Origin of the sequence: Cytophaga aurantiaca DSM 3654, assembly GCF_000379725.1 — a bacterium.
In the GTDB taxonomy this organism is placed as follows: Bacteria; Bacteroidota; Bacteroidia; order Cytophagales; family Cytophagaceae; genus Cytophaga; species Cytophaga aurantiaca.
The window spans coordinates 162,200-188,177 of record NZ_KB903643.1 but is presented as its reverse complement, the minus strand read 5'-3'; the positions used below and the strand labels follow the sequence as shown (position 1 = coordinate 188,177).

Below are 25,978 nucleotides of genomic sequence, written 5' to 3'. Positions count from 1 at the left end.
TATTCGGAACAAGATTTATCTGTTTTTATAAAACGTGATTTATGATTTAAGCCATTTGATTGCATCTGCGTAGCTTGTAAAAATTTTGGTTGGTTTCAAAGGCCTATCTACCATAATAAAGACATTCGCCATAATTGCTTTTAATGAAGAACTTATAACAATCGCTGCTTTTATAACTCCTGCATAACCTTCATTTGCCATATATTTTCTGGCTTCTGCAGACATTACGATTGAATCATGAAGAAACACAAGCCCCAAATACGGTTTTCCTTGCTGAATCTCTAATCTTTTTTTAACAATTTCTTTAGCTGTCTCCAACGATATAATGGAATTGTCTTTTTTATAAGTCCCATGCAAAATTTCATCTTCTATCCAAAAATCAGAATAGCTGAATTCGTGTATTTTTTTATCTGTTATGTTTTGTAATTCCTGCATCGAAGGTGCCTATTGAAGTGCTGGTATAAATATACTGAATCTATATTGCATATTCATAATCCGGAATTCAGTTAATAAAAATTTGTAATTTTTATTAACTGAATTCTCGTTGCAAATCCTTCTGACTTCAGAATTGAAAATTTCGAAGAGCTGATGACAGAATCAACGATTTTTATTTTCCTTCAGTCCAATGTACATTCTGTATTTACAGGCAAATTGTTCGATACCTGTCAATGCAATCCGAACATTCTGATTTGTCCATTCAATAGATCCTAAATCAAGACCACCGAATTTTTCTAACTCAAGCAAAGTCGGTTCTCCAAGTAAATCGGTTAGTTTACCTTTTAATAACAAAAACTTTTTATTACCCTCATCATCATAACCAAGCCATTCTTCAATTTCAGAAAAAGAATTGGTATCATTTACCCACGACCATTTCATAACACCTATTGCACTTTCATATCCATCAAGGATCTGATGTTTTCCTAAGAACCAATTGGTACGATCGCCGCTGCCTTTCCGTTCTTCAGCAAACGAATCAAGGTCTGCAAACGGTATTGTCCAGGGAATAAAACGATTTGCATCTTCAAATAGAATTCCCTTTTCAAGATTGCTCCATACTTGCTGACGCTTTGTTTCTTTGTTTTCTGAATAGGGAAAAATAAAAGAGGTGTCTGAAGTATGAGTCATTTGTAGTGTATGTTTTTACTATTTCCAAGATCTCATTAAATATTCATTAATTTGATTTTTTTCTTTTAAATCAATTAACATGGTAGAGTTCCAATCTATAAGAATCATATCACATTCATTTCCTAAAGAATGTAAAAGTGTTTCTATACAATTATATTGTGTTACAGATACAATAAGTCCAAATGTAAGCCAGATATTGTTTATAAATTCACCTTCAACATCAAAAAAAAGTATAAAATTTGAACAGGTATATGCTTTTGTTTTGCTCACGTTGCTATCAAGCATTTTACTTGTTTCATATTGTATATATCTACTTTTTTGAAATCCGGATTCAACTAAAAGATTTTCAAAATAATCAATTCTAATTTCCTTTGATACAGTATTGGCAGGCATAGATTCTCTACCAAAAATTTCAGTAAAACCAAATTGTATTTTTGATTGCTCAATTACAGTATTTATTTTGGTTGATTGCGCTAAAATAAAGTCACGGTTTTCAAACGGAACAATTTCAATTTGACAATAATCATCTTCCCAAAAAACAGGCGTAGATGCATTTGCCTGGATATTGCTTTTAAAAAATGCTTTTAAAAAAGATAATAGTCTCATTTTATAACTTTGCTTACTTTTTATCCGGCTTACGTTCCCCGCGGAAAATACAAATTCTAAATAACTAAATTATGTATTACTAATTTTAATTCGTCAAAAAACTTCTTCGTTTGAAAACTACAAACGAAGAAGTGAAAAATCATGAAATAGAAGCTTGCACAATCTGTTCGATATTCAGCTTGCGCATCGACATAAATGCCTTGGCTGCTTTACCTGCTTTCGCCGGATCACTCATGATGCTGCCCAACATCACCGGAATGATCTGCCAGGATACGCCAAACATATCTCTCAGCCATCCGCACATACTTTCTTCGCCGCTTGCTGTAAAAGCAGACCAGTAGTAATCGATCTCTTGCTGTGTTTCACAATACACCGTAAGCGATACACCTTCGGTAAACGTAAAATCGCTTGCTGCACTTTCCATCAGCATCAGCTTCTGTCCGTCTAAAGAAATCTGCGCATGTTTTACCTTGCCTTCCACATCCGGCAATTCATTTACACCATAGCGCAGAATGCCATCTACCGTTGTATGCTCAAAGACCGATGCATAATGCGCGATCGCTTCGTCAACTCTGCCATACTGCTTTCCGGTAAACAAAAGACAAGGCGTGATCTTCTGTCCCACATCGCTGATCTTGCCCAGAGCAAGCTGCCAGGAGATCCCGAACTTATCTGTGATCCAGCCATACTTTTCGCTCCACGGATAAGAATCCAGCGGCATCATAACAACACCTTCATTGCTGAATGTATTCCAGATCAGATCAAGTTCCTGTGCATCTTCGCAGATATAATAAAAAGATATGGACGCGTTTGGTTGGAACATAGGGCCTCCATCCAGCAGAATAAATTTCTGTCCGGCAACATCGATCTCGGTTACAATGGCCGACTGCGTTGTAATTTTAGATTGTTTGAAAACGGAACAATACATTGCTGCCGCTTCTTTTGCCTGATTGTTAAACCACAGACAAGGTGTGATATTTTTTTTCATATGCGTATAATTAATTTTATGGAAGTAAAAATAGAGATGCACAACCTGGCTCCATAGAACAAAAACGACATTTCTATTTTTTACCCTTTAATCCCTTATTCAAATAATCGTTTGGTGTAGTATCCGTAAATTCTTTGAAGGAACGGATAAAATGACTCTGGTCTGAAAAGCCGTTGTCAAAAGCCACATCCGACATCTTATCAAATTGCTTGGACCGCAATTGATCGAAGGAACCCTGAAACTGACAGATCCGGCGGTATTGTGTAGCAGTAACACCTACATATTTTTTAAAGATCCGCTGAAACGTTCGTTCGCTCAGATTTAATTTCGTTAAAATTTCAGCAAGAATATCATTCGACGGATCAGTCATCATCACATCCGTTGCATATTGAATGATCGCAAACGTTTCATGGTTCTTCAGATGCTGCTGAAGAAGTAGATTATCCAGTATGTCTGTTTTCTGAACAAGCGTACCGGCATAAACCAGTTGGGTGTGTAAGGCATTGTATACATGTGGACTCCAGCTGCGCAATTCAATGGGATGTTTGGCAAGTTTGTTTGCTTCAACATGAAATAAACTTGTCAGTGCAAAAGGCTTAAAAAAATATACAACGATTGTCGTTGCATCCTGCACATTCCAGAAGTCAGCAGGAATGTTGCCTCCGAATAACGCCGCTGTAACTACCTGCTCTGATCCGTTTGCATCTTTTTCAGTTTTACAACACAAAGCAGGTATGCCGTTTGTGAAAGCGGGAAGCTCGTTCATACTTCCATCGCCTGTACCTTCTAAGGTCAGAACCGTACGTATGTACGCGCTTAATTCTTTGGGTGGACTATGATATGCATGCTTCATAATCGTAGGTTTTACGTTGTACGCAATATCTTTTCCATCTTCTTCCCTTTCGCTAACTCATCTACCAGCTTATCCAGATAACGCACCTGTTGTGTCAACGGATTTTCGATCTCTTCAATGCGGTACCCACAGATCATACCGGTAATGAGCGATGCATTGGGATGCAGTGTAGCTTTTTGAAAAAATGTTTCAAACGTCACCTTGTCTTTGATCAATTGTTCTTGTTTCTTTTTATCAAAACCTGTAAGCCATTCGATCACCTGATCCAGTTCTTCTTTTGTACGGCCTTTCTTCTCTACCTTTGTAAGATATAGTGGATAGACGGAAGCAAAGGTCATGTTCGCCATGCGTGCGTTGTGGGTGTCGGTGGGGTTCATAGCTTGAATTTATTTACCGTGACTTATATGTAAAACTTTTCCGTCTTTTTTATTTAATGCAATAAAAAATGTACCACCATTAGTATAATTTATCGGAAGTGTTCCATTAACAACCCACACCGAATCAATTAGATTTACCTGATATGGTTTTTGATCTGTAACATGATCTTCACCATAAATATTGAAAAGAATGGGTTCTGCAATCTCAACGGCTGCATCTTCATTCGCTATAAATCCTGCTGCAGGCAAATAGGAATAAGTAGTATCACTTCCTATATCTTTCAGATGCTTCGAAATTGTTTCCTTATCCAATCTGCTATGCATGCAGGAAAGAAAAAAACAGGTAAATAAGAGAATGATGTATTTCATGTGTATGTTTGGTTCGTAACAACTACTTCCCTCGTGGTTGTTGCTTCGATGCTGCTGTTGATGCTCTTCGGAATATCAGACACAAATATATTAATCATCCGGAAGAGTTTATGATTTTCAATTTAATCGAATGCAACAAACCGTATCGTTGTAACAATAACAGAGATTATTCCGATAATTAAAATCCGTAATCCGTGCTTTTGATCTTTTTCTGAATACCCGGAAACCCGATTTCCATTGGGTAGTGTTTTTTTATAGGACAATAAATGCCATCCAATAAAGAATCCAAGAAGCCCGCCCAGAAAAGCAGTTACATAACCTACAACGATCCAAACTGTTTGATTTTTTTCAGGTTTTGAAAGTTCTTCTATCCGTTCTGCTCTTAACGTATTCAGTGCTTCTGCATTTACTTCTTTCCCGCGTTCTTTTAAAATTCGTTGAGCCAACAAAAAATCAAAGGTGCTCCATTTATCATTTTGTGTAATTACTTCGATAAGCTCCAAATCAGTAAATTGAAATAAGTAATAGTCTTTACCGATTGCTGCTATTTCATTTTCGGAAATCTGTAACTTCAGATTATTAACTTTTTCAAAGTCTTCTTTTTTTAATTTTATCCTGTATTCTTTATTGAATGCACTGTTCCCAAAAGTTGCATCTAAACTTGTAGATTCATCTTCAACTAAGAATTCTATGTTATGCTCCTTCAATAGATCTGAGAGCTCTTTCACTTCTGCCAGATCTATAAATTTTTGATAGGTTATGAATTCATTTTCTGACATGATTTATCTTATTTTAATAAATGTGTACGCTTTTGTAGTGAAATTATTATTATATGGAATTTGTATTTCTACGGCCTGGTCTTATCTATATCGACAGAAAATTGTATGTCTTTCCAAATAGCAACATGACAATGCATATTACAAAAAAAATCCATGTACTTATAAAATCTATTCTAAAAAATAAACATCAAACGGTTCGCTGTGATTAGACAAAATGCAATCACAGCGAACCGTTTGGTGTTTAAGAAAGATGAATGATGTCGGCCATAAAGCCAAACAATTACTTGCTTTTATTAATAGAATCCTGTTTTGCTTTCGCCTTTTTATCTTCGTTTGCGCCAATGCCATAACCCACGCCTGTGCCCACAGCTCCGCCAACAGCACCACCGATCAACGCTCCTTTTCCTTTGTCTTTATCTTTACTTACGGCCGCACCTGTCAATGCTCCGCCTACAATACCGGATCCGGCTCCGATCAAGGCGCCTTTTGTTTTATTATTCATTCCTTTTTTCTTAGCAGGTTCAGTGGTATTATTGTTATTGCTATTGGATGAACTGTTGTTGTCAGTTGATTGGTAAGAAGTGTTTGCAGCATGATGCTGACGACGATTTTCATTTACCGTTTCCATTGAATCGATTGCTCTCTCACGAATCTCGTTCTCACGATTTGCAGCCTCACGGCCACGCTCTTCTGCTTGTTTTGTATTGTTGCAGGCAACAAGTGCCAATGCGCCGAATATGATCAAATATTTTTTCATTTTCATTTTTGTTTTGATGTAATAGAATCAGAAAACAGTTCTGTGTCATTTAATACAAAACAAAATTGGAAAAGAATTGTCGTAGAAGGGTTACACGTTTTCTAAAAAGAACTACATGATTCACATGTGAGTGGGAAAGTGAAAATATTGTAGGTGGTTGTTCGTTAGAGCTCTTCCGGATTTGAAAATCCCGAACAGTTAATTCTTACTTATTAGGATATAAAATTTCAGGATCAAAATTCGTTACTTTGATCAGATCTGTCGTATCACCCAACACTTCATCTACCAGTCCGTATTCTTTTGCTTCCACGGCATTCAGATAGCGGTCGCGAAGGAAAAATTCTTCGATCTCCTTCCAGCTATGTCCGGTATTCTTACCGATGATATGAAACAATTGACTTTGAATCCTCTCCTGTTCTCGGGTGGCAATGCGTACATCTTCTGTATACCCTTTAGAACCGCTGCTGGTAGGATGCATGTGAACCGTAGCGTGCGACAAGGCATAGCGCTTTCCTTTTTGTCCGCAGGTTAATAAAGCAGTAGCCATGCTTCCGGAGAAACCTACACAAACGGTGGACACCGGAGCAGAGATCATGTTGATGGCGTCATAAATCGCCAGTCCTGCATATACACTCCCACCCGGACTCTGTATATATAAGTCGATCTGACTGGTAGGACTCTGGCTGTTGAGATAGAGCAGCTGCGCCACAATCAGATTAGCGACTTGATCATCAATGGCTGTACCCAGAAAAACAATACGTTCTTTCAGAAGCAGGCTATAAATATCATAGGCTCTCTCTCCACGGCTGCTCTGATCGATCACCATGGGAATAACATGTGCTTGTGGTATCATATGATTATCGGGAAAAGAATTGAAGAATGTTATTTCTAAAACTTGTGTGTTCAGGTGCTGTCATGAACTGATTGTGCATGCGCTCAAGTTTATCCCTGAGCTGCATACGTCCATACGCACGCACTACGGAATACGTTCGTTGCTGCCACAGCATCTGTTCGTTCAGATCGGCTTCAACAAGCAGCCTGGCCTGAAAAACCAGCTCGTCTTCCGGACCCAATTGCTTGTTCAGGAATTGTTCCGTTTCAAACAGCTTATTCAATGAAGTCCTCATAGGTCTGTGCGTTTGATTTTACAAGGTCTCTTACTTTTTCCAGGCATTTGAATTTTTGTACGGTAGCAGAGCGAACACTCGAATAGCCAAACTGTTCGGCAATCTTTTCAGCATTCTGGTTCTCGTAGTAAAAGGCCTGCAAGATGTCCATGCATTTACTTCCCGTTTGTTTTAAAAACAACAGCAGTCTGGAAGATATGGTATCTGTACGTTCGGAAGGTATTGTTAATGCATCGGAGTCAAGTGCTGCGTAGCGCAGTTTCTCTTTGAATTCTTTATTCCAAAGGTGTTTGGCAATTCCGAATACATAGGCTTTTTCATCGTTCACAGCAATCGATGTAACATTCTTTTCAACGTAGATGATCAACGCATCGTGAAAGATGTCTTTTGCTTCTTCCAACGAACCTCCTCTTTTGCTGATATACTTACAAAGCGGTGGAAAAACAGATTGATAGATTTCACCTAACAAAACATCTTTCTCTTGTACGAAATGGGCTTCAAGAATTTCTGTCATATCGATCCTTTTTTATATAAGTGCAATTCGAGATGCAAGTATCACCTTCTAAAAATAGTTTTTTTTTTTAGAACGCAGAAAAAAAAAACAGTGCCCGCTTTATACGGATTGGTTACCGGTTCTCCTTTTCGTGCTGCTTCTTCTTTTCGCTTTTATAAAGCGATACCGGATTTCATCGTAAAATAAACTCGTCAGTAAGATCACTGCACCGAGTATTAACGTGTTTAATTTCAGATCCAGTTTGGAATATAAAAAGCCGCCTGCCAGTCCACCGAAAAAAAAGAACAGAATGATAGAGCTTCTTAATTTTATGGTTGACCTTAGTGTTGCTTTATCGGGATATAATTTCGGAAACAGCAATTGAGAAAGATCAATTCCAAGATCCGTAAAAAGCCCTGTGAGGTGCGTGGTACGGACTACCGCATTTGAAATTTTGGTTACATAAGAATTTTGCATGCCCATTGCCAATAGCAATAAACAGGCGATCAGGTCCGGATACTGGATGCCCACAATGTTTCCCAACAGTGCTACGGATAACAAAATCAGACTTTCAATGATGATCGGAATCACAAAAATATTCAGCTTGCCTTCGCCTCTGAATTTTTCAATCAAAAAGCCGGACAAAAACGAACCTACAAGAAAGGAAAGAATATACAGAAAATAAATTGTTCCTTTCCAAAATTCCAGATCAGCAACATCATTGATGAATAAAGCGAAGTGACCGGTTACGTTTGTCGTGAGTTGTTTGATGGACAAAAAACCGGCAACATTTACAATGCCTGCTACAAAAGACAGCACCATTGCAATGCGTAGGTTATGTTTGATGGTTCTTCGTTTCCCCTGATGTCTAAACATTCCGTTTCAGTTGCTTTGTATGAACTTCAATGTACGTTTTTTGTTGCACCTGTGCGAATTTTGATTATACATTCGGAAGAACTGGGAATCAAATCCATAAAATCTTTTATAAAACTTCATAGAAATCAAACAGCAAAAATACGATTCCCATGACAAGGAAAAATCCCGCAAACCACATGCTGTTAAAAACTTTTTTCTGATCGAATTTACCAAGCACACTTTCACTTGTATTTACCGGATTGTACAGCACATCTACACGTTGTCCGGCTGTATGCCTCGTAAACTTTTCATTGCCCGGATGATTGTCTGCGCACCAGGTAACCACTCCTGTATAATCCTGGGTTTTGATGGTATAGCTATAGGTTAATGTTTGCATGAGATTACTTCCGCCATCCCCATCGGTTTCCCGCGACGAATCGTTTGAAAGCACCTTCCCGCTTATTTTTGTCCAGCCCTGCATCGAGGCTATTTTACGAATCTCCAATAGCTTGTGAATGGATATAAAAATGGCTGCTCCAAAAAACAACACGGCGAAAATGATTCCTACTATCATATGATCTTTTTATTTGTAGATTTTAAAAACCTGTTCTCGCTTTGGTTGCTGTGAAAAAGATGGTGGATATGTATGCTCTGAGCGTTCGGGATTTGCAGTCCCAAACAGCTAGAGCAGATTATTTATTCTTCAATAGTAATGTCAAGAGTTCTATGGCACCTCTGAAAATAAAGTAAACCATAATGCATATCGCAATAATTATTATTGTTAAAACCAACGAAATAATCTCTGGTGGATAAATAGTGGTATGCCAACCCCGAACAACATATTCACTGTCATTTATAACAAGCCGAACAATCACATAAACAACAAGCATTGTTAACAATCCGCCCAAAGTAAATACTATGTTTTTTCTTTTTTTCATCTGTGGAATTTGTGGCTTTTTATTCTCTTTATAATAATACTGATTACAAATCCCGAAGAGCGGATAAAAGAGAGGTATTATCAACCTCGGCGGAAATGTTAGAAGGCAATTGGATTCGCTATTTATAATCCCTGTATATAGGGTTATAATTCCTTTTTTTGGGCTTGGGGATTACAAAGCCAGAAGAACTGAAAATAATATTATTGCATAACTTTTCTAAGTCTAGCAAATTCTAAAATTAAAGTTTTTCTTCCAACACTAAAATCTATTTCTATAGTAACGTCGCCGTTATTTCTAATATGAATTTTATCTACAACACCAATGCCAAACTTAGTATGATATAATTCATCACCCTTTTTTAATGATTTTGCATCATCTTTCCTAATATATTCTCCAAGATTTGCTGGTAAAATTTCCTTCGTAATAATCACGTTTTGACTAGCAGGAATTTTTCCTTCAATATTATAAAGCCTTTGATCAAGACTTTCCAAGGTCTTTAATATTAAAGTAGTATCAACACTTATTATAGTCTTTTCAGTAATTTTAGCAGATTCAATTCCAAGTAATGATACTAATGAATTTACTTCGTTCTTATTATTATAAGTATTTTTAATTGTTTCTGTTAAATTTTCTATTGCATCTTGTACATTGTCAATTCTTAAAGATTCATCATATCCTACATCTCTAAATTCTTGTATATCAAAAATTCTTTCAGTTTTATGATCCTTTAATAGAGTTACAGGTAAATTAAATGCTTGCCTTATCCCAAGTTCATATAAAACATTAGGGTTTTTTGAACTTAAATCGCACACAGCCATTTCACAATTGATTATATTTCTAATTATATCAATAGCTATATGATTTGTTGTCATAACCTCGTCAGCACGTATTGGTTTGAATCCTGCAGCTAAACAAGCTGGTTTAATAATGTATTCATAAACTCTATCAAAGTGACCTTCATTATACCCTAATTGATCACTTATTGGCATAATCACAAAACATTTTTTATCTAAAATATCTATCATATGGTTTAATAAATTTCAATACAAATTGTAATTATTTACGAGCTCTTTAGAATATATGATTCGAAAAAACAAATATTTTACTTTTCACTATTTTCAAGTTCTTCTGTAAAATAATCCTGAATAGTTGTCTTGTCACTTAAAATTTCTCTATATACTTCATTATTCTCTATAAGTCTAACAAATTTTATAAGCCCATCACAAAAATCTTTAGTTATTTGTTTAAAGTCAGGATATAATACTAATACATCACTTTTATTAGCTAGTTCTTTAAAAAGTTCTTTTTTATTATTATCTGTTGAATAATATTTAAACACGAATTGTGTATCTATAATAATTTTTGATTGCCTTTTAAGTTCTATTATTTTTTTATCATTTTCAGTTACAAATGTCGGATGATGACAAAGGACAAATGCCTTAGGATGTTTTATAAAATTTGCCCATTTATTAATCATTTTAAAAATATGAAAGTGCTTATCTCTATAGGCATCAGGCAAACCAATTATTTCAAAAATTGTTTCGAGTCTTTCGATAACTAAATACATTAATAACAAATATGTTGTAGCAGAAAGCTCTAAATCATCGTGTTTATCTTTCCTATATAAAAACATAAATATCTGATGTGTAGATCTATCTAAATTACATCCAAGACAATTATGATGTTTTGATTTATTTGAGCCAAATGCATCATGAATTTTACACATTAACCCATCAAGATTATTTTCTTCTGGATAAATCAAATCCCCAAAAATATCTGCACATTTTTCAAAATCTATTTCTACTTGATTTTTTTTTGTATTTGCCATCTTATCTTTCATTTAACTAAACAGACAGTTCAACTTAATATTAAGTATTTAATTATCTTTTACAATGTACATAAACATCAGTATTTGCCTCTTGACAACTTGATATCAAAGAGGATATAAACCATAGAATTTGAATTGCTTCACTCCTTCTAGCAAAAGCGTCTCCATTTTTTAATTTATTTAAATTTTCTTCTAAAAGATTTTTTGAAATAAAATCAATTACCAAATGAACTTCCCCTTTATAATGAGGATTATTAATTGCAGATTGATATTGATTAATTATATCATCTATATTATTCCCTTTCCTTATTCTACTAATACTACTCCGAACTCCATCATTATTATAAGTAGAATTCCAGAAATTTCTTTTTTCAATTAATTGATAATTTTGAGGGCTGAGATTACCTAAATTTTTTTGTGCTTGACCAACAATTTCTTGAAAAGCAGAAGCTGAAAACTGGGCATTATCGTGTTTCGAATGATAGAAAATTATTTTACTTTCAAATATTGCTATATGATCTGCCCATTCTTTTTCTAGATCATCACAAATAAAATATTCAGCATCATTTAAAAATTCCTGCTCAACAAAATTAAAAACTGATAAATCATCAAATTGAGTTTGAAGAGAAGTTAATCTCCCCTTCTCGCTTACGCACAAACTTAAATTTTCATGAGCAACAAAAATTTTCATAAAATGATCTATGTTGCCTAATAATTTACTATCCTTAAATAACTTACGATTTGTATAAGCTAAATCAATATTATCAAAATTAATTATAAAACTACTAGCAACACTTATGTAATCTATAATAGAAACTTCTGTTCCATTATCCTTTATCAAAACAATATGTTTTAATTTCGAAGATCTAAGAGTAATTGATTTTTCATTGAACCTTAATTCGATATCATTAACAATCGTATTTTCTACTTTGAATACTTCATTATCCTCATCATATACAACTTTGGACAATCTTTCAAAATTTTCCAAATATTTTATTATATCAATATTCTTCTCTAATACTAAGTCCTCGTCTAAAAAGCGAATAACACAATTAGCTATTACTCCGTTTTCAAAATCTGTATACAATTCACTAAATGTAAAAAGAATCGAAATTGGTACTAAAGTATCTTTATGACTTTCATAATCCTGAGGTTCAGCGAAAATAGATAGAAATGTTTCTTTTTCAGTATGATGTTTAATTTGAGTAACCAATTTTTCTGCCCAATGACAAAATTCTTCAATAGAATTTTTCCTTCCAAACTTATTTACTCTAGAAGAATTCAAAATCAATGAAACTTTTTCGTTGGCATTTTTTAATCTTAATGAATTTAACATGTAATTATTTGCACCTAAAGCAGAAAAATTTTCTTTTAAATTTATAGCTTCTATACTTTTTTCACGTACTGCCTTATTTGAAACATTAAGATTTTTAAGATGAAATTTTTCAAATTGAGTTTCATCTTTAATGAAAAGAGTAGATAATATTTTATAGTCAATAGGGTCGAACAGCTTTATAAAATCTTGTATTTTAGAAATATTTTTCCTACTTATAATTATATAATCATCAATTTCAACAATCAAAAGATATGCTAACTTTGTCTCAATCCAATTATCTACTGATTCTTCAAGAAAAGTTGGCTGAGAGATGTATTTAAAAACACAAATTGAATATAATACTTGCTCATTATTTATTGTGACTATTTGTTTCACTTGTTTTAATAAAAAATTACTGGATTTCCCTGTAGATACATCTCTAAAAACTTGTTCAATTTTACTCCTCGAAATATTTATATTTTCTGAATTACAAAAAATATAAGCATTTTCATTAATAAGAATATTTTGAAGTTTTTCTTGTTCTGTTGTGATAGCTGGAGACATAGTTAAAAAATTTAATGTTTTTACTGATTCTTAAAATTTCCTTTCATTATACCATAAAATCCCAACTATAAAAAATATTTACATCGGAATAGTTATAAAATAATTGTTTGCACATACACTTCAAACCATTAATTATTAAAATTTTCTGCTTATTTCAAATTAAACAGCGGTTTACTGTATCCAATTTATATTAAAATCTTTTCAACAACGCATAAAGACAAAGCGTCCCGTAAAATGCGGGACGCTCAAAGAATAAAATAGGAAGGCTCCTCAAACAACTCGTCGGACCACAAAAAAGTGGCCTGACGACTGTGCAAATTACCACGGAATCTCTCCTGTTTCAGGATTGTTTTCTTCACTGAAAAATTTTCCTGTTGGACCATCTTTATCGATCAGTGCATATTTCACAATTCGTTTTCCGGCCTCCTCAACCGTGCCGGGTCCACGGTGTTCGTTAAAATCTGTTTTAGTGTAACCGGGACAAACTGCATTTACTTTAAATAACGTGTCTTTCAATTCATACGCCAATACAACGGTGTACATATTCAAGGCTGCTTTTGAAGAAAGATACACAGCACCTTTATAGTCGTAATACTTGTAAGATGGATCGCTGTGCAAGGTAATGGAACCCTGACTTGAGCTTACGTTGATGATACGGGGTTCAGAAGATTTTTTCAACAGATCAATGAATGCTTGCGTAACCCGTGCCACTCCGAAGACATTGGCATCAAATGCTACTTTAAATTGTTCTGCTGTTGCGTCCAATGCAGCTTGCGGATAGCCACCGTAAATTCCTGCATTGTTGATGAGGATATCCAATGATGTTGTCTTTTTCCCTATTGCACTGCGGGCTTGCTTTACCGATGCATCATTTGTTACATCCAGTTGAATGGCTTCAACATTCGTTATTCCTTCCGCTTTCAATTTGTTCACGGCTTCTATACCGTTCTCCAATGTGCGACTGCCGAGATACACATACATTCCTTGTTGCGCAAGTTGCTTTGCTACTTCAAAACCAATGCTCTTATTTGCTCCTGTTACCAATGCTGTCTTCATCTTTTGCTCTGTTAAATTCATGAAACAAAAGTAGAGCGTAAAAAAATAGAAGAGATGGACAAATCGATTTATTTGCCCGACAAATCCTGATTGTCTAAAAAATCACTTACGCTTTTGCCTGTACTTTTTTTGAACAGCCTTGAAAAATAGTCCGCATCATTAAATCCCAATTCGTAGGCCAATTCTTTTACAGAAATATTGGAATGACGCAATTTTCGCTGAGCTTCCAGCATCAGACGATTCGTGAAAAAATCTTTTGGCGATGTACCTGAATGCTCTTTTACCAGCCGGTATAAGCTATTGGTCGTTAATGCCATTTTTTCGGCAATGGTATGTATAGATGGTTGCTCTGTAAGTTGTGTTTCCACCATTAATTTAAACTCAACAAACTTTGACAAGTTCGTGTTTACAAGATCAACCGGTTCATTTTTAAAATACGCACTATTCAATTCGGATAAAAGTAAATTCAGGTAAGCCAATAGTATTTCTGAGTCGGTCGATTGTTTGTCTGTATGAAGCAGTTGATTCAGAATCTCAAAAACTTTCCGTACTCTTTCCCTTGCAGCATTGTCTAACGTGATCGTTTGTGCATTTAATGGGTTCACCAAAAATGCAAAACGTTGTGGCAGCAAAGCCAATGTATTTTCATCAAAGAGTATTTTAAAGTATTTCAGATTATCTGCCTTAACAGGAGGTACAAAAATCTGATTGGGCATTGCAAAAAGTACGTCTCCATCAGAAACAGTAATATCTTGCAAGTCCAGTTTATAGGTGATGGATCCGCTATCGATCAATACAATAAAATACGAACTCAGCCTGCGAGGCTGAAGCAGCTTTTCCTGAAGATCCGTAGATGGATACGGATTGTCCGTTGAGTTCATCTGAATCTTCAATGTATCCTTCTGTGAGCTCTTCGGTTTTTCGTTTGGTTCCTGCATGTATTCAAAATTGGGCGACACCTAAAGATCAATCTTTTCTTTCTATAAACAAAAAGCGCTTTACATTTCCATGTAAAGCGCTTTTTGTTTTTTTTAGTAGAGCTTACTCAAACAAGTCGTCGGACCACAAAAAAGTGGTCTGACGACTGTGCAAATAGTTTAACCATTTACTTCCCCATTCTTTTGCGTCTTCAAAAACAACTTCCCGCCAAGCCATGCACTTGGCAGCGATATAAGAATGATGCTGATATTATAAAGTGGAATGGCGTATTCCCACATGGCAATTGCACCCAGTATACTCAGCACCGTACCAATAATCCCGATGATGATCACGTGTTTCATAGGCTTATTCGGTGCCAGGCGCGCGGTAAGGTAGCAGCCTGTCACATTGAAAACAAAGCGATACGCGATCACCAGCAGAATGATGTATAACGGAGATTCTTTGAAATGTTCCTGTGACATCATACCGGACCGTTCCATCAGGAAATCTGTTCCGATAGAAAGGATCGCTCCCAATAAAAATCCTGAAAGAATTGCTCCGATGCTTTTAAGTAATGTCTTATTCATGTGTGGTATGTTTTAGTTTCAACAAAAATACGGTGATTGGATTTGTTGGGATAGAATGAAAGCGACAGTCGTCAGATTCATATGTTTTTTAATCAACCATATAAAAGCCCCATCGGGGCGACATATCTGTAGAATATTTAACCCAATAAATAAACACGCACAACGCCAAAGGCGTTTCATAATGTTTCTGCTAGTCGCTCCTAATCGGAGCTCCGTACGTTTTATATTTAGATTAAATAATATTTGCTACAGATATGTCGCCCGATGGGGCTTTTATATACTTATCAACCCTTCGCTGCGGGATTAAAATCTACCATCCATTCAATTCCGTACTTATCACGGAACATCCCGAAATACGAGCCCCACGGACTATCACCAATCGGATATTCAACGCTTCCGCCTGCTGAAAGTCCGTTAAAGATCTTGTCGGCTTCTTGCTTGCTTTCTGCAAACACAGAGATCTTGGACCTGTTTTCATTTTCATTTGTTTTTCCCAAAAACGACGGAACATCATTGCCCATTAACAGGTTTGGCCCAATAGACAAAGCAATGTGCATGATCTTGTCTATATCTTCTTCTGCTACCGGATGCTCCGCAGTGGATATATCTTTCATGCGTACAAGGCTTGTAAACTCGCCGCCAAATACGGATTTGTAAAATGTAAATGCTTCTTCGGCATTGCCGTTAAAGTTGATGTGTGGATCGATACGTGCCATGGTTTTTATTTTTTTAGTTAAATTATTTTATAATACATGTAAAGAGTATGCTCATTATTCCCCAACCGTACCGGTCTTGACTTCTCCTCCGCGTTTGTAATTCACAAGGATCACACCGTAAGATGTGACGGTACTTTGTGTCAGCACAAAGCCTGCAGCACTGGCGCTGTCTGTAAACAGTTTCTTTCCTTTACCCAGCGTCAGAGGATGAATGATAAGTCTGAGTTCGTCTACAAGGTCATGCTGCAGCAGGAGCTGTACAAGCCTGGCACTTCCCCAGACGACAATATCCATACCTTCCGTGTTTTTGTGCTTTTTAATATCTTCCACGTTTTGGAGAAACACCGTGTTCTTCCAGTCGGATGTTTTACGCGTAGCAGACAATACATATTTCGTAACCTCATTGATGCCCGGCCAGCCATCTGCATGCGCGGGCCAGTAGGATTCAAATATATCAAATGTTTTTCTGCCTAATAAAATATCAGCAGGCTGCATGTTTATCTGCATCGCCTTGCCATATGTTTCATCGCCGTCAAACGGTGCCACCCAGCCTCCGTATTTAAAATCGCCGGATGAATCTTCCTCCGGTCCGCCCGGCGCCTGCATCACACCATCTATGGTAATCATGGAGATAACAATTATTTTTCTCATAGCTGTGTTGTTGTTTCGATACAAAGGTCGTTAAAAATACCATACCTGTAGGGTGCGAATGCGACAATACAGGTGGCAGAATGCGGAAATATTTGCAGTGCGGATCATTGCGGATTTCCCATTCCTTCATTCATGAAGCTCAACAAACTTTTTGTAACATGTCCATCCCAACCCTTTTCGCAAGCATCGTAACATTCAATTCCGGGAACCAATCCAATATGTGTGAAATCAATTTTTGTTTTATCTTTTTCTGATGCGATTTCAAAAACAACTTCGGTATTGTTCCATTCTTTTTTGTCTTTGAACCAGGGCAAATTACAATCGGTAACTTTCCATACTATTTTTTTGTCTGCAACAAATTCGCTGACAACAAAATCTACAAAAGAATTCTCTCCATTAAGATCTCCGAAAGGAACGCAAAACGTGTCATTGATTTTTTCGGTACTACCTGCAACATCGTGCTTCCACCAGCGATCAATCTGACAGATCTTTTTCATTGCATCTTGCGGAGAAGCATTCACGGCAATTGTTCTGTGATAATTTTTAGCATTATTTTCCAGACTTTTATTTCGGATTTCTGCAGCTTTAGACATTCCATCTGAAGGCTCACCAAAAGTGATCCGGTGAAGTAGCCAATCCTTTATAACAATATCCCAGCCTTTCGCACACATGGCATAGCATTCTTTTTCAGGTATCAGTCCGTCGTGAGTAAAATGAAGCGTAGTTTTATTATCTGATGAATCTATTTCAAAAATCATTCGGGTATTTGTCCATTCTTCCGTATTTCCTTTGAGCCAATTAAGTTCACTTTCTGTAATGAGCCAGACGATTTTTTTATCGGGAATAACTTCAACCAATTTCTGTTTTGAATAATGCTGACCGGGATGGTTAATGACAAATTCATCATCCTGTTTATTACTATTACCTTGAAAATCCTTGCTCCACCAGTGTGTAACATTACAGATTGCATTAAAAACTTCTTTTGCTGATTGAGCAACGTCAATCGTTGCTGTATAATTTTCCTTTTCCATGTTTTTGTCTTTTTAAATTATTCTGTAAAGGACGGAAGAGTTTTACGGTTTGTATTGTAAAAATCGGAAGTACTATTCTTTATAAAATAGTTTTCCAAAATCGTTGGTAGTGTATTGAAAACCCGCATGAGAAATTCCGGTAAAGCGTTTGAATTCTTTCAAAAAATGCGACTGATCGTAATAGTAATCGTAGAAGGCATTCTGCATAAAATCCATTTCACTATTGTTCGCAACAGCATTATAATATTGATTGAAACGGATAATGGTTGATAAATTCTTCGGACTGACACCAAGCTTCTCTTTAAATTTCATATTTAACCATCGGCTGCTGTATCCTGTTTTCTTCTCCAATTCCTGAATAGTCATTCTACCTTTGGATGCCGTGATCTGGGCTACGCAATATTCAAAAACAGCATCTTCTGACTGCAGCGCAAATTGTTTGAGCAAGAATTGTTGCAGCAAAGCAACCTTAGCTTCTACACGCTCGCTATTGGAAATCTGTTCTTCTAATTGTTTAGCAACCGTTCCCAAAATATCTGTAAGGGAATGAATTTGATTTTTAATATCGTTAAGGGATAAACGAAAAAAACGATACGCACCTTGCGGATTAAATTCAACTACAATTGTTCCTGTGGCAACATTGTCCTCTGCATCTAATATTACCGGAACATCAACCAATCCGGTCAGACTGATATTCTGTTCTTTGGAAATAAATGGTCGTCCGTTGACTGCAGCAACAATGCCGTTCCGGAACGCTACAGATAATTTGATGTTGCCATTAGGTACTACCAATTTCAAATCTTCAACAGGCATTTTTCCGCTGCTTTCAAAAAGCCACATTTTTTCTATGTACGCTTTAAGCATAGGATGTGGCTCAATATGTTGCAGTCGCATATTCATAGATACCGCTTATTTTTTACCAAGTTCTTCTGCAAGTCCGATCAGAAGCCCTTCGGTGCCGCGTATGTAACAAAGCTTATAGGAGTTTTCGTACTGAACTACTTCACCTACAAGTTGAGCTCCATGTTTTTCAATAAGCCTCGCTACCAGCTCGTCAATGTCAGCAACCGTGAACATGACGCGCAAATACCCAAGCGCATTTACAGGTGCATTGCGATGATCTGAAACTACAGGTGGTGTCAGAAACTTAGAAAGTTCGATTCTACTATGTCCATCCGGTGTAACCATCATCGCGATCTCAACACGTTGTCCGTGCACTCCTGTAACCCGCCCGGACCATTCTCCTTCGATCACAGCACGCCCTTCAAGCTTTAACCCAATCTCCAAGAAAAAAGTAATTGCATCATCGAGAGATTCCACAACGATGCTGACGTTGTCCATGCGTAGTAATTTATTTTTCTCCATAACTGTATCTATGTATTAATAACATTCCATTGATTAGATTCATTTACTAAAATATTCGTATCTGTATTTCACAATCGTATAATTGTCTTCCTGACCGGAAAATGAATCTATGGAATAAATAATGGTTTTTGATTTTAAACATCCATCATATTCAGAGGTCTCTCTTCTGGAAGGCCTTAACATACCTATGACCATTGTAGAGGTTATGTTTTCAATTTCATATCCTGCGCTGTTATAGGAATATACTGTTTTATAGCTGATCTCGTTTTCAGCTTCTTCGCTATAATGAATTTCTTCCAGCAAAAGTCCAGTGCTGCTGAATAGTTTTATTTCCTCGATTGTATTCGTGCCTTTTATTTTTTTAATTTCCTTTATCGCTCCATCATCATAATACGAATAGAAGGTTGCCTCAAAGATTGAGTCATTATCAAAACAAAATCTTTTTTCTGTGATGTTATTTTTATCGTTGTAAAAAAATACCATATATACCTGAAACTTATTATTATTCGGAAAACAAACTTTTATAGGTTGGCTTTTGTCAGCTATTTCAGTTTTTAGTGATGCTTCCAGTTCTATTTCTGAATAAAGTTTATGCAATACCCTGTAGTTTACAAAACCATTCTTGTCTATACCCACGGAATCTAATAATCTTTTGTGCGCTCCCTTTCTGCCAGAAATTTTATATGTAAAATTCCGATCTGAGTATTTATTGGAATCAGCATATTCATATTGTCTCCAACGTATTTGTCTGCCTTGCTGATCGTATTCTTCCATATAGGTTAAAACATATAATGCAGTAATAGAATCTGCAGAACCTGACAGATAATAACTTTTTCTGGCCTTAATTTTATGTTCCCTTATACACGTTATATTTTCGTTATCCTGAGAATAGGCTTGACTACTATTCCAGATAAAGAGTGTTGAAACAAAAACAAAGTTGAATATGTATTTCATATGTGTTTTTTAGGTAACAGCAAACATTCCCGATTGTTAGGAGTTTACGAAATTTTCCCGATCAGTTTTTATTTACGCACGTGTATAATAAAGAATGATTGCACCAATCTTTCTCATAGTTCTATATTGTTGACTATGTTCGAATTTAAAAATATCAATAAAAAACAATAATTCATTTTATTAACCATCTTCGGATTTGATCCATGGTTTCTGTTTGTTTTACAATATTCAGATGGTTCACATCCGATAAAACATCCGTTTTGACAAAATTCTTCGCTGGTTCAAACACTACCTTAAATTGATCCGGATAAAAGCTTTCATCTTTTCCACCTACCAATACCAAACAGGGAATCGTTATTTGCTCGATATCTTTCTTATAATCTTCCGGTGCCAAATTTACTGCCATACGATAGGAATACGACGATACCTGCAGGCTGTCGCTGTAAGCCTTCGGAAGATTAAAAAATAAAACCGGTAACGCATCACATGTTTTTATTCCAATACGATTCAGCATCGATATCCCAACCCATCGTTTCACAGCAACTGTTACCCAATTGCCGCTGTTGGCTTTAACGGTAGGTGCTTTGTAACCCAGATAGGGAGCGAGCAGAATAGCTCTATCTATTTTTGTATTTGTCGAATTGCCAATAAATCTCAAAACAAAACCTCCACCGGAAGAATGTCCGGCTAATATAATTTTTTCTGCACCTAGTTTTTCTTTGCTGTAAGCAATGATGTCTTCAATATCATCTTCGAGTTGACCAATGTAATCGATATCACCTCTTTGTCCTTCACTCGCGCCGTGTCCGCGCAAATCGGGCGTAATAACAGTGATCATTTGAGAATCAGCTAAGTTCTGCGCTAACTCTTTTAAATACCGGCTTTCCGTCCCTGATCCGTGAATCAGAATCATAACTTCCTTGCTGCTTCCGGGATACAATCGCATAAATAGTTTTTTACCATCCCGCATGCTGATCCAATGTTCTTCAGCTGTTCCGGTTTCTTGTGCGGATGTATCAATTGAACTGAAATCGTAATTTTTAATTTCTTTTTTCTCTGGCGCAGGCCAATAAACAAGAACGAAACAAACGATGAAATAAAGAATAACATTCACAACGATGATTTGAATGATTCGTTTGCCGATTTTAGATAAAAATGATTTTGACATGTATGTATATTTAATGAATAGATTCGACGTTGTTGTTCTTATTGTATGGCTTACACAGTTGTGCAAAAGTAACGGGTTCAATTAAAAGTAGCCTGATTATTGAGTAAGCAAAAACGCGCTTTGCTTTTATAATTTCTGTATTGACATATAAAATCACTTCGTAATCTTATATGTAGATTGTTTCACTTCTTTGATCGAACCATCCTTTAACAGATGATACAACGTAATGGTTGAATCACAATCGCCCGTTTCTTTTTGTGTCTCATCTATACCATATTCACATTCAACAGTAATGGTTTTTATTGTTGAATCATTTAGAAACACCGGTTCTTTATTGATTACCCAGCCGCCATCTCCACCTTCTGCGGCAGCCACAAAGGTACCCGTCAGCTTTCCATTTGAATCATACACCTTGTAATGATACATGGTGCAGCATGTTTCATCTTTCTTTACAAAAATAAACCTGCTGAATCCATCCCAAACACCCTGATTGGAATAATAATAGGCACCGTTATAGTCCGCGTCATATGCACCATCTGATTCATCCTGAAAAGCGGAGTAATATTCTTCTTCAGTCATACGTCTGCATACAGTCGGATCAAAATCATTCAAACTGTCAATGTTTTTTATGTTTGAATGAATAAAAAAATCCTGAACCTTATCGAAAGCAAACATCGTATGATTATTGGAGCTTTTGTTTTTTGCTGATTTTATTGAATCTGCTACTTGAGCATTACTTTCAGTCGATACCTCCTTATCAGTACATGAAGACGAAAAAAGCAGGAGAATTATTAAAAGATGAATTTGTTTCATTGTTAAAGTAGTTGCCTCCGATAAAACTATTGATTTTTTGTGGCCTTCACAAACAATCAATAAAAACAGAAATTCAATATCGTTCTGTAGTGAATATAATAATTCATGATCTATGGCAAAAGCATGTATAATATTAATTGCAGGCAAAGAAATAATACTACCGTTACGATTCCTTTCCATTGACCATAAGCCGGTAGATAATTAAAGAGACGACCAATTCTTCCATCAGAGATATAGCAATATAAATAACATAAAAGTAATACTATGGAATACATTAGCTTGCTTGCCTAAAAAACATGAGGAAGGTAATTATTTACTTTGTAAACTACAATTATGTTTCACCATAAAAAAAGCGCTTCACATTTTCATGCAAAACGCTTTTATGATCGAAATTCTACGAGCCTTTCTTAATGATTATGAATTCATAATTTATAACTCATAATTTATAATTATTTCTGTCTTGACTCCAGCACCTTGATCACATCATCCAGCGGAATGTTTTTCGCTTCCAACAGAATCAGGTAATGGTATAAAAGATCGGCTGCTTCGCCTTTGAATAAATCGTCGTTGTTGTCTTTTGCTTCAATTACAATTTCAACTGCTTCCTCGCCTACTTTCTGCGCTACCTTGTTAATTCCCTTACGAAACAACGATGCTGTGTAAGACGCGTCCGTAGGATTGTTCTTACGGTCTTTAATAACGCTTGCAAGCTTTTCAATGAAGAAGGTTCTACCATTGTTCACTTCTGCCCAACAGGTATCATCGCCTTTATGGCACGTCGGACCATCCGGAGTAACTTTTATCAATAAAGTATCCTGATCACAGTCGAGTTTAATATCAACAACATTTAAAAAATTACCAGTAGTTTCACCTTTTGTCCATAAGCGGTTTTTCGTTCTGCTGAAGAACGTTACTTTACCTTCTGCTTTTGTCTTGGTATAGGCTTCTTCGTTCATATAACCCAACATCAACACATTTCTGGTTGTTGCGTCTTGTATGATCACGGGCACTAAGCCGTTGCCTTTTTGAAAATCAATGTTCATGAGGTAAAGTTAATTATAAAATATGAATTATGAATGATGAAGGTGGTCTGAACTATGATTCGTATGATTTTAGAGATTTATATGATTATTCATGATATTCAGGACGATACGGGATTATTCTTGGGGCGATGCCCCAAGCTATGGTATTAAAGCCTTTCAGGCTTTATCGTCACGTAACAAACTTTCAGGCTGTAAGCCTGACATATCTTAACTTGGGGCAGCGTCCCAAGAAGCTGACATGACAAAAAACAAAAACTCGTCGGACCACAAAAAGTGGTCTGACGAGTTCTCTATTCATTTAATCATTCAATTAGATACCGATCCGCTACCAATCAGATCCATCATTTAAATCAGTTGAATCAGCGGTTCAGACAAAGAGTTGCAAGTAATCTCCTGTTATCTCTTATTTAATCCTGGCAATCGTGTTCAAATCGTGTTTTACTTGAACTTCGACATCAACATATTCAGTTTCGATTGCATGTCGCCTTCTACTTCTTTTTCTTTCTTCGCACCACCGGCGCCTCCTGCTTTCGGTTTCGTTACTCCGCCTGCATCGCCTTTCATAGAAAGACTTATACGCTTGCGTGCTTCGTCTACTTCCAATACGGTTACCTGAACCTTCTGCTGTACCTTAACTACCTCAGACGGATCTGAAATAAAGCGGTCCGCTAAGTGACTGATGTGGATCAAGCCATCCTGGTGCACACCGATGTCTACAAACACACCAAACTTGGTTACGTTGGTGATGATACCCGGTAGTTTCATACCCGGACGAAGGTCTTTCATTTCCTTCACACCTTCAGCAAACTCAAACACTTCAAAGGTCTGACGTGGATCGCGGCCCGGCTTATCCAATTCCTGGAAGATATCCTGCAGGGTTGGTAAACCAACGGTTTCGCTTACGTAATTCTTCAATACAATTTTCTGACGCAGTTCTTTGCTCTTCATGATATCCGTTACCGAAGCGCCAAGGTCTTTCGCCATGCGCTCTACCACCGGATAACTTTCGGGGTGCACCGCACTTCTGTCCAATGGATTTTCTGCATCGCGTACACGCAAGAAACCTGCCGACTGTTCAAATGCTTTGTCACCCATACGTGCAACTTTCTTGATATCTGAACGGGATTTGAACGGACCGTTTGTATTGCGGTAATCAATAATATTCTGTGCCAACTGCGGACCAAGTCCGGAAACGTAGGTCAACAGCTGCTTGCTTGCGGTGTTTACTTCCACACCTACTAAGTTTACCGAACTGATCACTACTTCATCCAGACTTTTCTTCAAAGCAGTCTGGTCTACGTCGTGCTGATATTGTCCAACACCAATTGCTTTCGGGTCGATCTTAACAAGCTCTGCCAATGGATCCATCAAACGACGGCCGATAGAGACCGCACCTCTAACCGTAACATCGTATTCCGGAAACTCTTCGCGCGCTACGTCCGATGCGGAGTACACAGATGCACCACTTTCGTTCACCATTACGATCAGGATCTCTGTTGGTAAGCCTAAGCCTTTTACGAATGCTTCTGTCTCACGACCGGCAGTACCATTCCCGATAGAGATGGCTTCGATCGAATGCTTCTGACACAGGGCCATGATTACTGCTGCAGACTGTTGTGTCTGACGTTGCGGCTCATGCGGATACACAACCGTTTCTTCCAGTAATTTTCCCTGGCGGTCTAAACATACAAGCTTACAACCTGAACGGAAGCCCGGATCCAGCGCAAGTACATTCTTTTGTCCAAGCGGAGAAGAAAGAAGCAATTGTTTTAAGTTGTCGGAGAATACACGGATCGCTTCTTCGTCGGCTTTGTTCTTTGTACCCATACGCACTTCTGTTTCCATGGAAGGTTTTAACAGACGTTTGTAGGCATCTTTCGAAGCAAGCTTCACCTGATCTGCAGCAGCGCCTCTACCCTGCACAAACTGCTGTTCTATAATATCAACCGCATCTTCTTCCAGCGGTGCAATGTCTAACATTAAGAAACCTTCCTTCTCGCCTCTACGCATCGCAAGCAAACGGTGCGACGGTGTTTTACCGATCGGTTCTTCCCATTCAAAATAATCTCTGTATTTCTGTCCTTCGTTTTCTTTACCCGGAAATACTTTCGATTTAATGGTTCCTTTTTCGTTGAACAGTTTACGTACCGAAGCACGTGCCTGCTGATCTTCGTTGATCAATTCAGCAATGATGTCGCGTGCACCGGACAAGGCTTCTTCAAAGGTAGCAACCCCTTTTTCCGTATCGATGAACTTGCTTGCTTCGCCATCCACGTCTGAAATGCTTTGTTCCAGAATAAGCAGCGCCAATGGCTCCAGTCCTTTTTCCTTTGCAATGCTTGCGCGTGTTTTGCGTTTTTGTTTGTACGGAAGGTAAAGATCTTCCAGCTCGGTCATGGTACCAGCTACTTTAATTTTCTCTTCCAGTTCCGGAGTAAGTTTGCCTTGTTCGTGAATGGACTTCAGAATGCTTTCTCTGCGTTTGTCTAATTCGCGCAACTGCTCAAAACGATCGCGTATCGCTGCAACCTGCACCTCATCCATACTTCCGGTGATCTCTTTACGATAACGGGAAATGAATGGAACGGTAGCGCCTTCATCCAGCAACTCGATCGTTGCTTCTACTTGCTTGGTACTGATTTTTAATTCAGCCGCCACTACATGTACATGCAGTACAGAAATTTCCACTTTACTCATTTTGT

General features: G+C 37.0%; 30 protein-coding genes. All 30 read right to left on the bottom strand.

Annotated features, from left to right (window positions below; all coding sequences use genetic code 11):
* Positions 1-39: 39 nt before the first annotated feature.
* The 30 genes from A3EE_RS21385 to A3EE_RS0112060 all read right to left on the bottom strand — a co-directional run bounded on the left by A3EE_RS21385 (position 40) and on the right by A3EE_RS0112060 (position 25,973).
* Positions 40-435 (bottom strand): DUF7793 family protein, encoded by a 396-nt coding sequence (locus tag A3EE_RS21385; RefSeq protein ID WP_018343737.1) that lies wholly within the window; start codon positions 433-435, stop codon positions 40-42.
* Positions 436-597: 162 nt separating this feature from the next.
* Positions 598-1,125 carry a hypothetical protein gene (locus A3EE_RS0112210; protein WP_018343736.1) on the bottom strand — a complete coding sequence of 176 codons (528 nt, stop codon included), beginning with the start codon at positions 1,123-1,125 and terminating at the stop codon, positions 598-600.
* Positions 1,126-1,143: 18 nt separating this feature from the next.
* Positions 1,144-1,731 carry a hypothetical protein gene (locus A3EE_RS0112205; protein ID WP_018343735.1) on the bottom strand — a complete coding sequence of 196 codons (588 nt, stop codon included), beginning with the start codon at positions 1,729-1,731 and terminating at the stop codon, positions 1,144-1,146.
* A 139-nt stretch (positions 1,732-1,870) separates the two neighbouring features.
* The gene (locus tag A3EE_RS0112200; RefSeq protein WP_018343734.1) at positions 1,871-2,719 is read right to left on the bottom strand and encodes a VOC family protein; all 849 of its coding nucleotides are present in this window, start codon (positions 2,717-2,719) and stop codon (positions 1,871-1,873) included.
* 73 nt (positions 2,720-2,792) lie between these two features.
* On the bottom strand, positions 2,793-3,572 hold the full coding sequence (locus tag A3EE_RS0112195; RefSeq protein ID WP_018343733.1) for a helix-turn-helix domain-containing protein: 780 nt from the start codon (positions 3,570-3,572) through the stop codon (positions 2,793-2,795).
* An 11-nt stretch (positions 3,573-3,583) separates the two neighbouring features.
* Entirely contained in the window at positions 3,584-3,949 is a 366-nt protein-coding gene (locus A3EE_RS0112190) for a DUF2200 domain-containing protein (protein WP_018343732.1), read from the bottom strand.
* Between the two features lie 9 nt (positions 3,950-3,958).
* On the bottom strand, positions 3,959-4,318 hold the full coding sequence (locus tag A3EE_RS20470) for a YbbC/YhhH family protein (RefSeq protein ID WP_018343731.1): 360 nt from the start codon (positions 4,316-4,318) through the stop codon (positions 3,959-3,961).
* A 122-nt stretch (positions 4,319-4,440) separates the two neighbouring features.
* Positions 4,441-5,097 (bottom strand): hypothetical protein, encoded by a 657-nt coding sequence (locus tag A3EE_RS0112180; RefSeq protein ID WP_018343729.1) that lies wholly within the window; start codon positions 5,095-5,097, stop codon positions 4,441-4,443.
* Positions 5,098-5,377: 280 nt separating this feature from the next.
* Positions 5,378-5,854, bottom strand: coding sequence for a YMGG-like glycine zipper-containing protein (locus A3EE_RS0112175; RefSeq protein WP_157447004.1), 477 nt, complete (start codon positions 5,852-5,854; stop codon positions 5,378-5,380).
* A 205-nt stretch (positions 5,855-6,059) separates the two neighbouring features.
* A complete protein-coding gene (locus A3EE_RS0112170; protein ID WP_018343727.1) occupies positions 6,060-6,707 on the bottom strand; it encodes a ClpP family protease in 648 nt (215 codons plus the stop codon).
* A 4-nt stretch (positions 6,708-6,711) separates the two neighbouring features.
* The gene (locus A3EE_RS0112165) at positions 6,712-6,981 is read right to left on the bottom strand and encodes a hypothetical protein (RefSeq protein ID WP_157447003.1); all 270 of its coding nucleotides are present in this window, start codon (positions 6,979-6,981) and stop codon (positions 6,712-6,714) included.
* Positions 6,962-7,495 carry an RNA polymerase sigma factor gene (locus A3EE_RS0112160; protein WP_018343725.1) on the bottom strand — a complete coding sequence of 178 codons (534 nt, stop codon included), beginning with the start codon at positions 7,493-7,495 and terminating at the stop codon, positions 6,962-6,964. The genes A3EE_RS0112165 and A3EE_RS0112160 overlap by 20 nt, the downstream gene beginning before the upstream one ends.
* A 99-nt stretch (positions 7,496-7,594) precedes the next feature.
* A complete protein-coding gene (locus A3EE_RS20465; RefSeq protein WP_033417885.1) occupies positions 7,595-8,350 on the bottom strand; it encodes a YoaK family protein in 756 nt (251 codons plus the stop codon).
* A gap of 106 nt (positions 8,351-8,456) precedes the next feature.
* Positions 8,457-8,903, bottom strand: coding sequence for a DUF3592 domain-containing protein (locus A3EE_RS0112150; protein WP_018343723.1), 447 nt, complete (start codon positions 8,901-8,903; stop codon positions 8,457-8,459).
* A gap of 564 nt (positions 8,904-9,467) precedes the next feature.
* Entirely contained in the window at positions 9,468-10,292 is an 825-nt protein-coding gene (locus A3EE_RS21380) for a hypothetical protein (protein ID WP_018343721.1), read from the bottom strand.
* Between the two features lie 77 nt (positions 10,293-10,369).
* Positions 10,370-11,095 (bottom strand): hypothetical protein, encoded by a 726-nt coding sequence (locus A3EE_RS0112135; RefSeq protein WP_157447002.1) that lies wholly within the window; start codon positions 11,093-11,095, stop codon positions 10,370-10,372.
* A gap of 52 nt (positions 11,096-11,147) precedes the next feature.
* Positions 11,148-12,974, bottom strand: coding sequence for a hypothetical protein (locus A3EE_RS0112130; protein WP_018343719.1), 1,827 nt, complete (start codon positions 12,972-12,974; stop codon positions 11,148-11,150).
* Between the two features lie 318 nt (positions 12,975-13,292).
* The gene (locus tag A3EE_RS0112125; protein WP_018343718.1) at positions 13,293-14,051 is read right to left on the bottom strand and encodes an SDR family NAD(P)-dependent oxidoreductase; all 759 of its coding nucleotides are present in this window, start codon (positions 14,049-14,051) and stop codon (positions 13,293-13,295) included.
* A 47-nt stretch (positions 14,052-14,098) separates the two neighbouring features.
* Positions 14,099-14,968: a helix-turn-helix domain-containing protein gene (locus tag A3EE_RS0112120; RefSeq protein WP_018343717.1), complete on the bottom strand. Its 870-nt coding sequence runs from the start codon at positions 14,966-14,968 to the stop codon at positions 14,099-14,101.
* A gap of 159 nt (positions 14,969-15,127) precedes the next feature.
* Positions 15,128-15,535, bottom strand: coding sequence for a hypothetical protein (locus A3EE_RS0112115; RefSeq protein ID WP_018343716.1), 408 nt, complete (start codon positions 15,533-15,535; stop codon positions 15,128-15,130).
* Positions 15,536-15,819: 284 nt separating this feature from the next.
* Positions 15,820-16,251 (bottom strand): VOC family protein, encoded by a 432-nt coding sequence (locus tag A3EE_RS0112110; protein ID WP_018343715.1) that lies wholly within the window; start codon positions 16,249-16,251, stop codon positions 15,820-15,822.
* A gap of 54 nt (positions 16,252-16,305) precedes the next feature.
* The gene (locus A3EE_RS0112105; RefSeq protein ID WP_018343714.1) at positions 16,306-16,902 is read right to left on the bottom strand and encodes a dihydrofolate reductase family protein; all 597 of its coding nucleotides are present in this window, start codon (positions 16,900-16,902) and stop codon (positions 16,306-16,308) included.
* A 104-nt stretch (positions 16,903-17,006) separates the two neighbouring features.
* Positions 17,007-17,933, bottom strand: coding sequence for an SRPBCC family protein (locus A3EE_RS21375; protein WP_018343713.1), 927 nt, complete (start codon positions 17,931-17,933; stop codon positions 17,007-17,009).
* A 72-nt stretch (positions 17,934-18,005) separates the two neighbouring features.
* Positions 18,006-18,833 carry a helix-turn-helix domain-containing protein gene (locus tag A3EE_RS0112090; protein ID WP_018343712.1) on the bottom strand — a complete coding sequence of 276 codons (828 nt, stop codon included), beginning with the start codon at positions 18,831-18,833 and terminating at the stop codon, positions 18,006-18,008.
* A gap of 9 nt (positions 18,834-18,842) precedes the next feature.
* Positions 18,843-19,274: a VOC family protein gene (locus A3EE_RS0112085; protein ID WP_342661999.1), complete on the bottom strand. Its 432-nt coding sequence runs from the start codon at positions 19,272-19,274 to the stop codon at positions 18,843-18,845.
* Between the two features lie 63 nt (positions 19,275-19,337).
* On the bottom strand, positions 19,338-20,252 hold the full coding sequence (locus A3EE_RS0112080; protein WP_018343710.1) for a hypothetical protein: 915 nt from the start codon (positions 20,250-20,252) through the stop codon (positions 19,338-19,340).
* A gap of 172 nt (positions 20,253-20,424) precedes the next feature.
* Positions 20,425-21,420, bottom strand: coding sequence for an alpha/beta hydrolase (locus A3EE_RS0112075; RefSeq protein ID WP_018343709.1), 996 nt, complete (start codon positions 21,418-21,420; stop codon positions 20,425-20,427).
* A gap of 153 nt (positions 21,421-21,573) precedes the next feature.
* On the bottom strand, positions 21,574-22,233 hold the full coding sequence (locus tag A3EE_RS0112070; RefSeq protein ID WP_157447001.1) for a hypothetical protein: 660 nt from the start codon (positions 22,231-22,233) through the stop codon (positions 21,574-21,576).
* A gap of 449 nt (positions 22,234-22,682) precedes the next feature.
* Positions 22,683-23,276 carry a bifunctional phosphoribosyl-AMP cyclohydrolase/phosphoribosyl-ATP diphosphatase HisIE gene (hisIE, locus tag A3EE_RS0112065; RefSeq protein ID WP_018343707.1) on the bottom strand — a complete coding sequence of 198 codons (594 nt, stop codon included), beginning with the start codon at positions 23,274-23,276 and terminating at the stop codon, positions 22,683-22,685.
* Between the two features lie 438 nt (positions 23,277-23,714).
* Positions 23,715-25,973, bottom strand: a complete 2,259-nt coding sequence (locus A3EE_RS0112060) for a Tex family protein (protein ID WP_018343706.1) — start codon at positions 25,971-25,973, stop codon at positions 23,715-23,717.
* Positions 25,974-25,978 lie beyond the last annotated feature (5 nt).

Bases quoted from the DNA above. Each gene is read 5' to 3' on its own strand.
- A3EE_RS21385 (WP_018343737.1), bottom strand. From the start codon at position 435: ATGCAGGAATTACAAAACATAACAGATAAAAAAATACACGAATTCAGC.
- A3EE_RS0112210 (WP_018343736.1), bottom strand. From the start codon at position 1,125: ATGACTCATACTTCAGACACCTCTTTTATTTTTCCCTATTCAGAAAAC.
- A3EE_RS0112205 (WP_018343735.1), bottom strand. From the start codon at position 1,731: ATGAGACTATTATCTTTTTTAAAAGCATTTTTTAAAAGCAATATCCAG.
- A3EE_RS0112200 (WP_018343734.1), bottom strand. From the start codon at position 2,719: ATGAAAAAAAATATCACACCTTGTCTGTGGTTTAACAATCAGGCAAAA.
- A3EE_RS0112195 (WP_018343733.1), bottom strand. From the start codon at position 3,572: ATGAAGCATGCATATCATAGTCCACCCAAAGAATTAAGCGCGTACATA.
- A3EE_RS0112190 (WP_018343732.1), bottom strand. From the start codon at position 3,949: ATGAACCCCACCGACACCCACAACGCACGCATGGCGAACATGACCTTT.
- A3EE_RS20470 (WP_018343731.1), bottom strand. From the start codon at position 4,318: ATGAAATACATCATTCTCTTATTTACCTGTTTTTTTCTTTCCTGCATG.
- A3EE_RS0112180 (WP_018343729.1), bottom strand. From the start codon at position 5,097: ATGTCAGAAAATGAATTCATAACCTATCAAAAATTTATAGATCTGGCA.
- A3EE_RS0112175 (WP_157447004.1), bottom strand. From the start codon at position 5,854: ATGAAAAAATATTTGATCATATTCGGCGCATTGGCACTTGTTGCCTGC.
- A3EE_RS0112170 (WP_018343727.1), bottom strand. From the start codon at position 6,707: ATGATACCACAAGCACATGTTATTCCCATGGTGATCGATCAGAGCAGC.
- A3EE_RS0112165 (WP_157447003.1), bottom strand. From the start codon at position 6,981: ATGAGGACTTCATTGAATAAGCTGTTTGAAACGGAACAATTCCTGAAC.
- A3EE_RS0112160 (WP_018343725.1), bottom strand. From the start codon at position 7,495: ATGACAGAAATTCTTGAAGCCCATTTCGTACAAGAGAAAGATGTTTTG.
- A3EE_RS20465 (WP_033417885.1), bottom strand. From the start codon at position 8,350: ATGTTTAGACATCAGGGGAAACGAAGAACCATCAAACATAACCTACGC.
- A3EE_RS0112150 (WP_018343723.1), bottom strand. From the start codon at position 8,903: ATGATAGTAGGAATCATTTTCGCCGTGTTGTTTTTTGGAGCAGCCATT.
- A3EE_RS21380 (WP_018343721.1), bottom strand. From the start codon at position 10,292: ATGATAGATATTTTAGATAAAAAATGTTTTGTGATTATGCCAATAAGT.
- A3EE_RS0112135 (WP_157447002.1), bottom strand. From the start codon at position 11,095: ATGGCAAATACAAAAAAAAATCAAGTAGAAATAGATTTTGAAAAATGT.
- A3EE_RS0112130 (WP_018343719.1), bottom strand. From the start codon at position 12,974: ATGTCTCCAGCTATCACAACAGAACAAGAAAAACTTCAAAATATTCTT.
- A3EE_RS0112125 (WP_018343718.1), bottom strand. From the start codon at position 14,051: ATGAATTTAACAGAGCAAAAGATGAAGACAGCATTGGTAACAGGAGCA.
- A3EE_RS0112120 (WP_018343717.1), bottom strand. From the start codon at position 14,968: ATGCAGGAACCAAACGAAAAACCGAAGAGCTCACAGAAGGATACATTG.
- A3EE_RS0112115 (WP_018343716.1), bottom strand. From the start codon at position 15,535: ATGAATAAGACATTACTTAAAAGCATCGGAGCAATTCTTTCAGGATTT.
- A3EE_RS0112110 (WP_018343715.1), bottom strand. From the start codon at position 16,251: ATGGCACGTATCGATCCACACATCAACTTTAACGGCAATGCCGAAGAA.
- A3EE_RS0112105 (WP_018343714.1), bottom strand. From the start codon at position 16,902: ATGAGAAAAATAATTGTTATCTCCATGATTACCATAGATGGTGTGATG.
- A3EE_RS21375 (WP_018343713.1), bottom strand. From the start codon at position 17,933: ATGGAAAAGGAAAATTATACAGCAACGATTGACGTTGCTCAATCAGCA.
- A3EE_RS0112090 (WP_018343712.1), bottom strand. From the start codon at position 18,833: ATGAATATGCGACTGCAACATATTGAGCCACATCCTATGCTTAAAGCG.
- A3EE_RS0112085 (WP_342661999.1), bottom strand. From the start codon at position 19,274: ATGGACAACGTCAGCATCGTTGTGGAATCTCTCGATGATGCAATTACT.
- A3EE_RS0112080 (WP_018343710.1), bottom strand. From the start codon at position 20,252: ATGAAATACATATTCAACTTTGTTTTTGTTTCAACACTCTTTATCTGG.
- A3EE_RS0112075 (WP_018343709.1), bottom strand. From the start codon at position 21,420: ATGTCAAAATCATTTTTATCTAAAATCGGCAAACGAATCATTCAAATC.
- A3EE_RS0112070 (WP_157447001.1), bottom strand. From the start codon at position 22,233: ATGAAACAAATTCATCTTTTAATAATTCTCCTGCTTTTTTCGTCTTCA.
- hisIE (WP_018343707.1), bottom strand. From the start codon at position 23,276: ATGAACATTGATTTTCAAAAAGGCAACGGCTTAGTGCCCGTGATCATA.
- A3EE_RS0112060 (WP_018343706.1), bottom strand. From the start codon at position 25,973: ATGAGTAAAGTGGAAATTTCTGTACTGCATGTACATGTAGTGGCGGCT.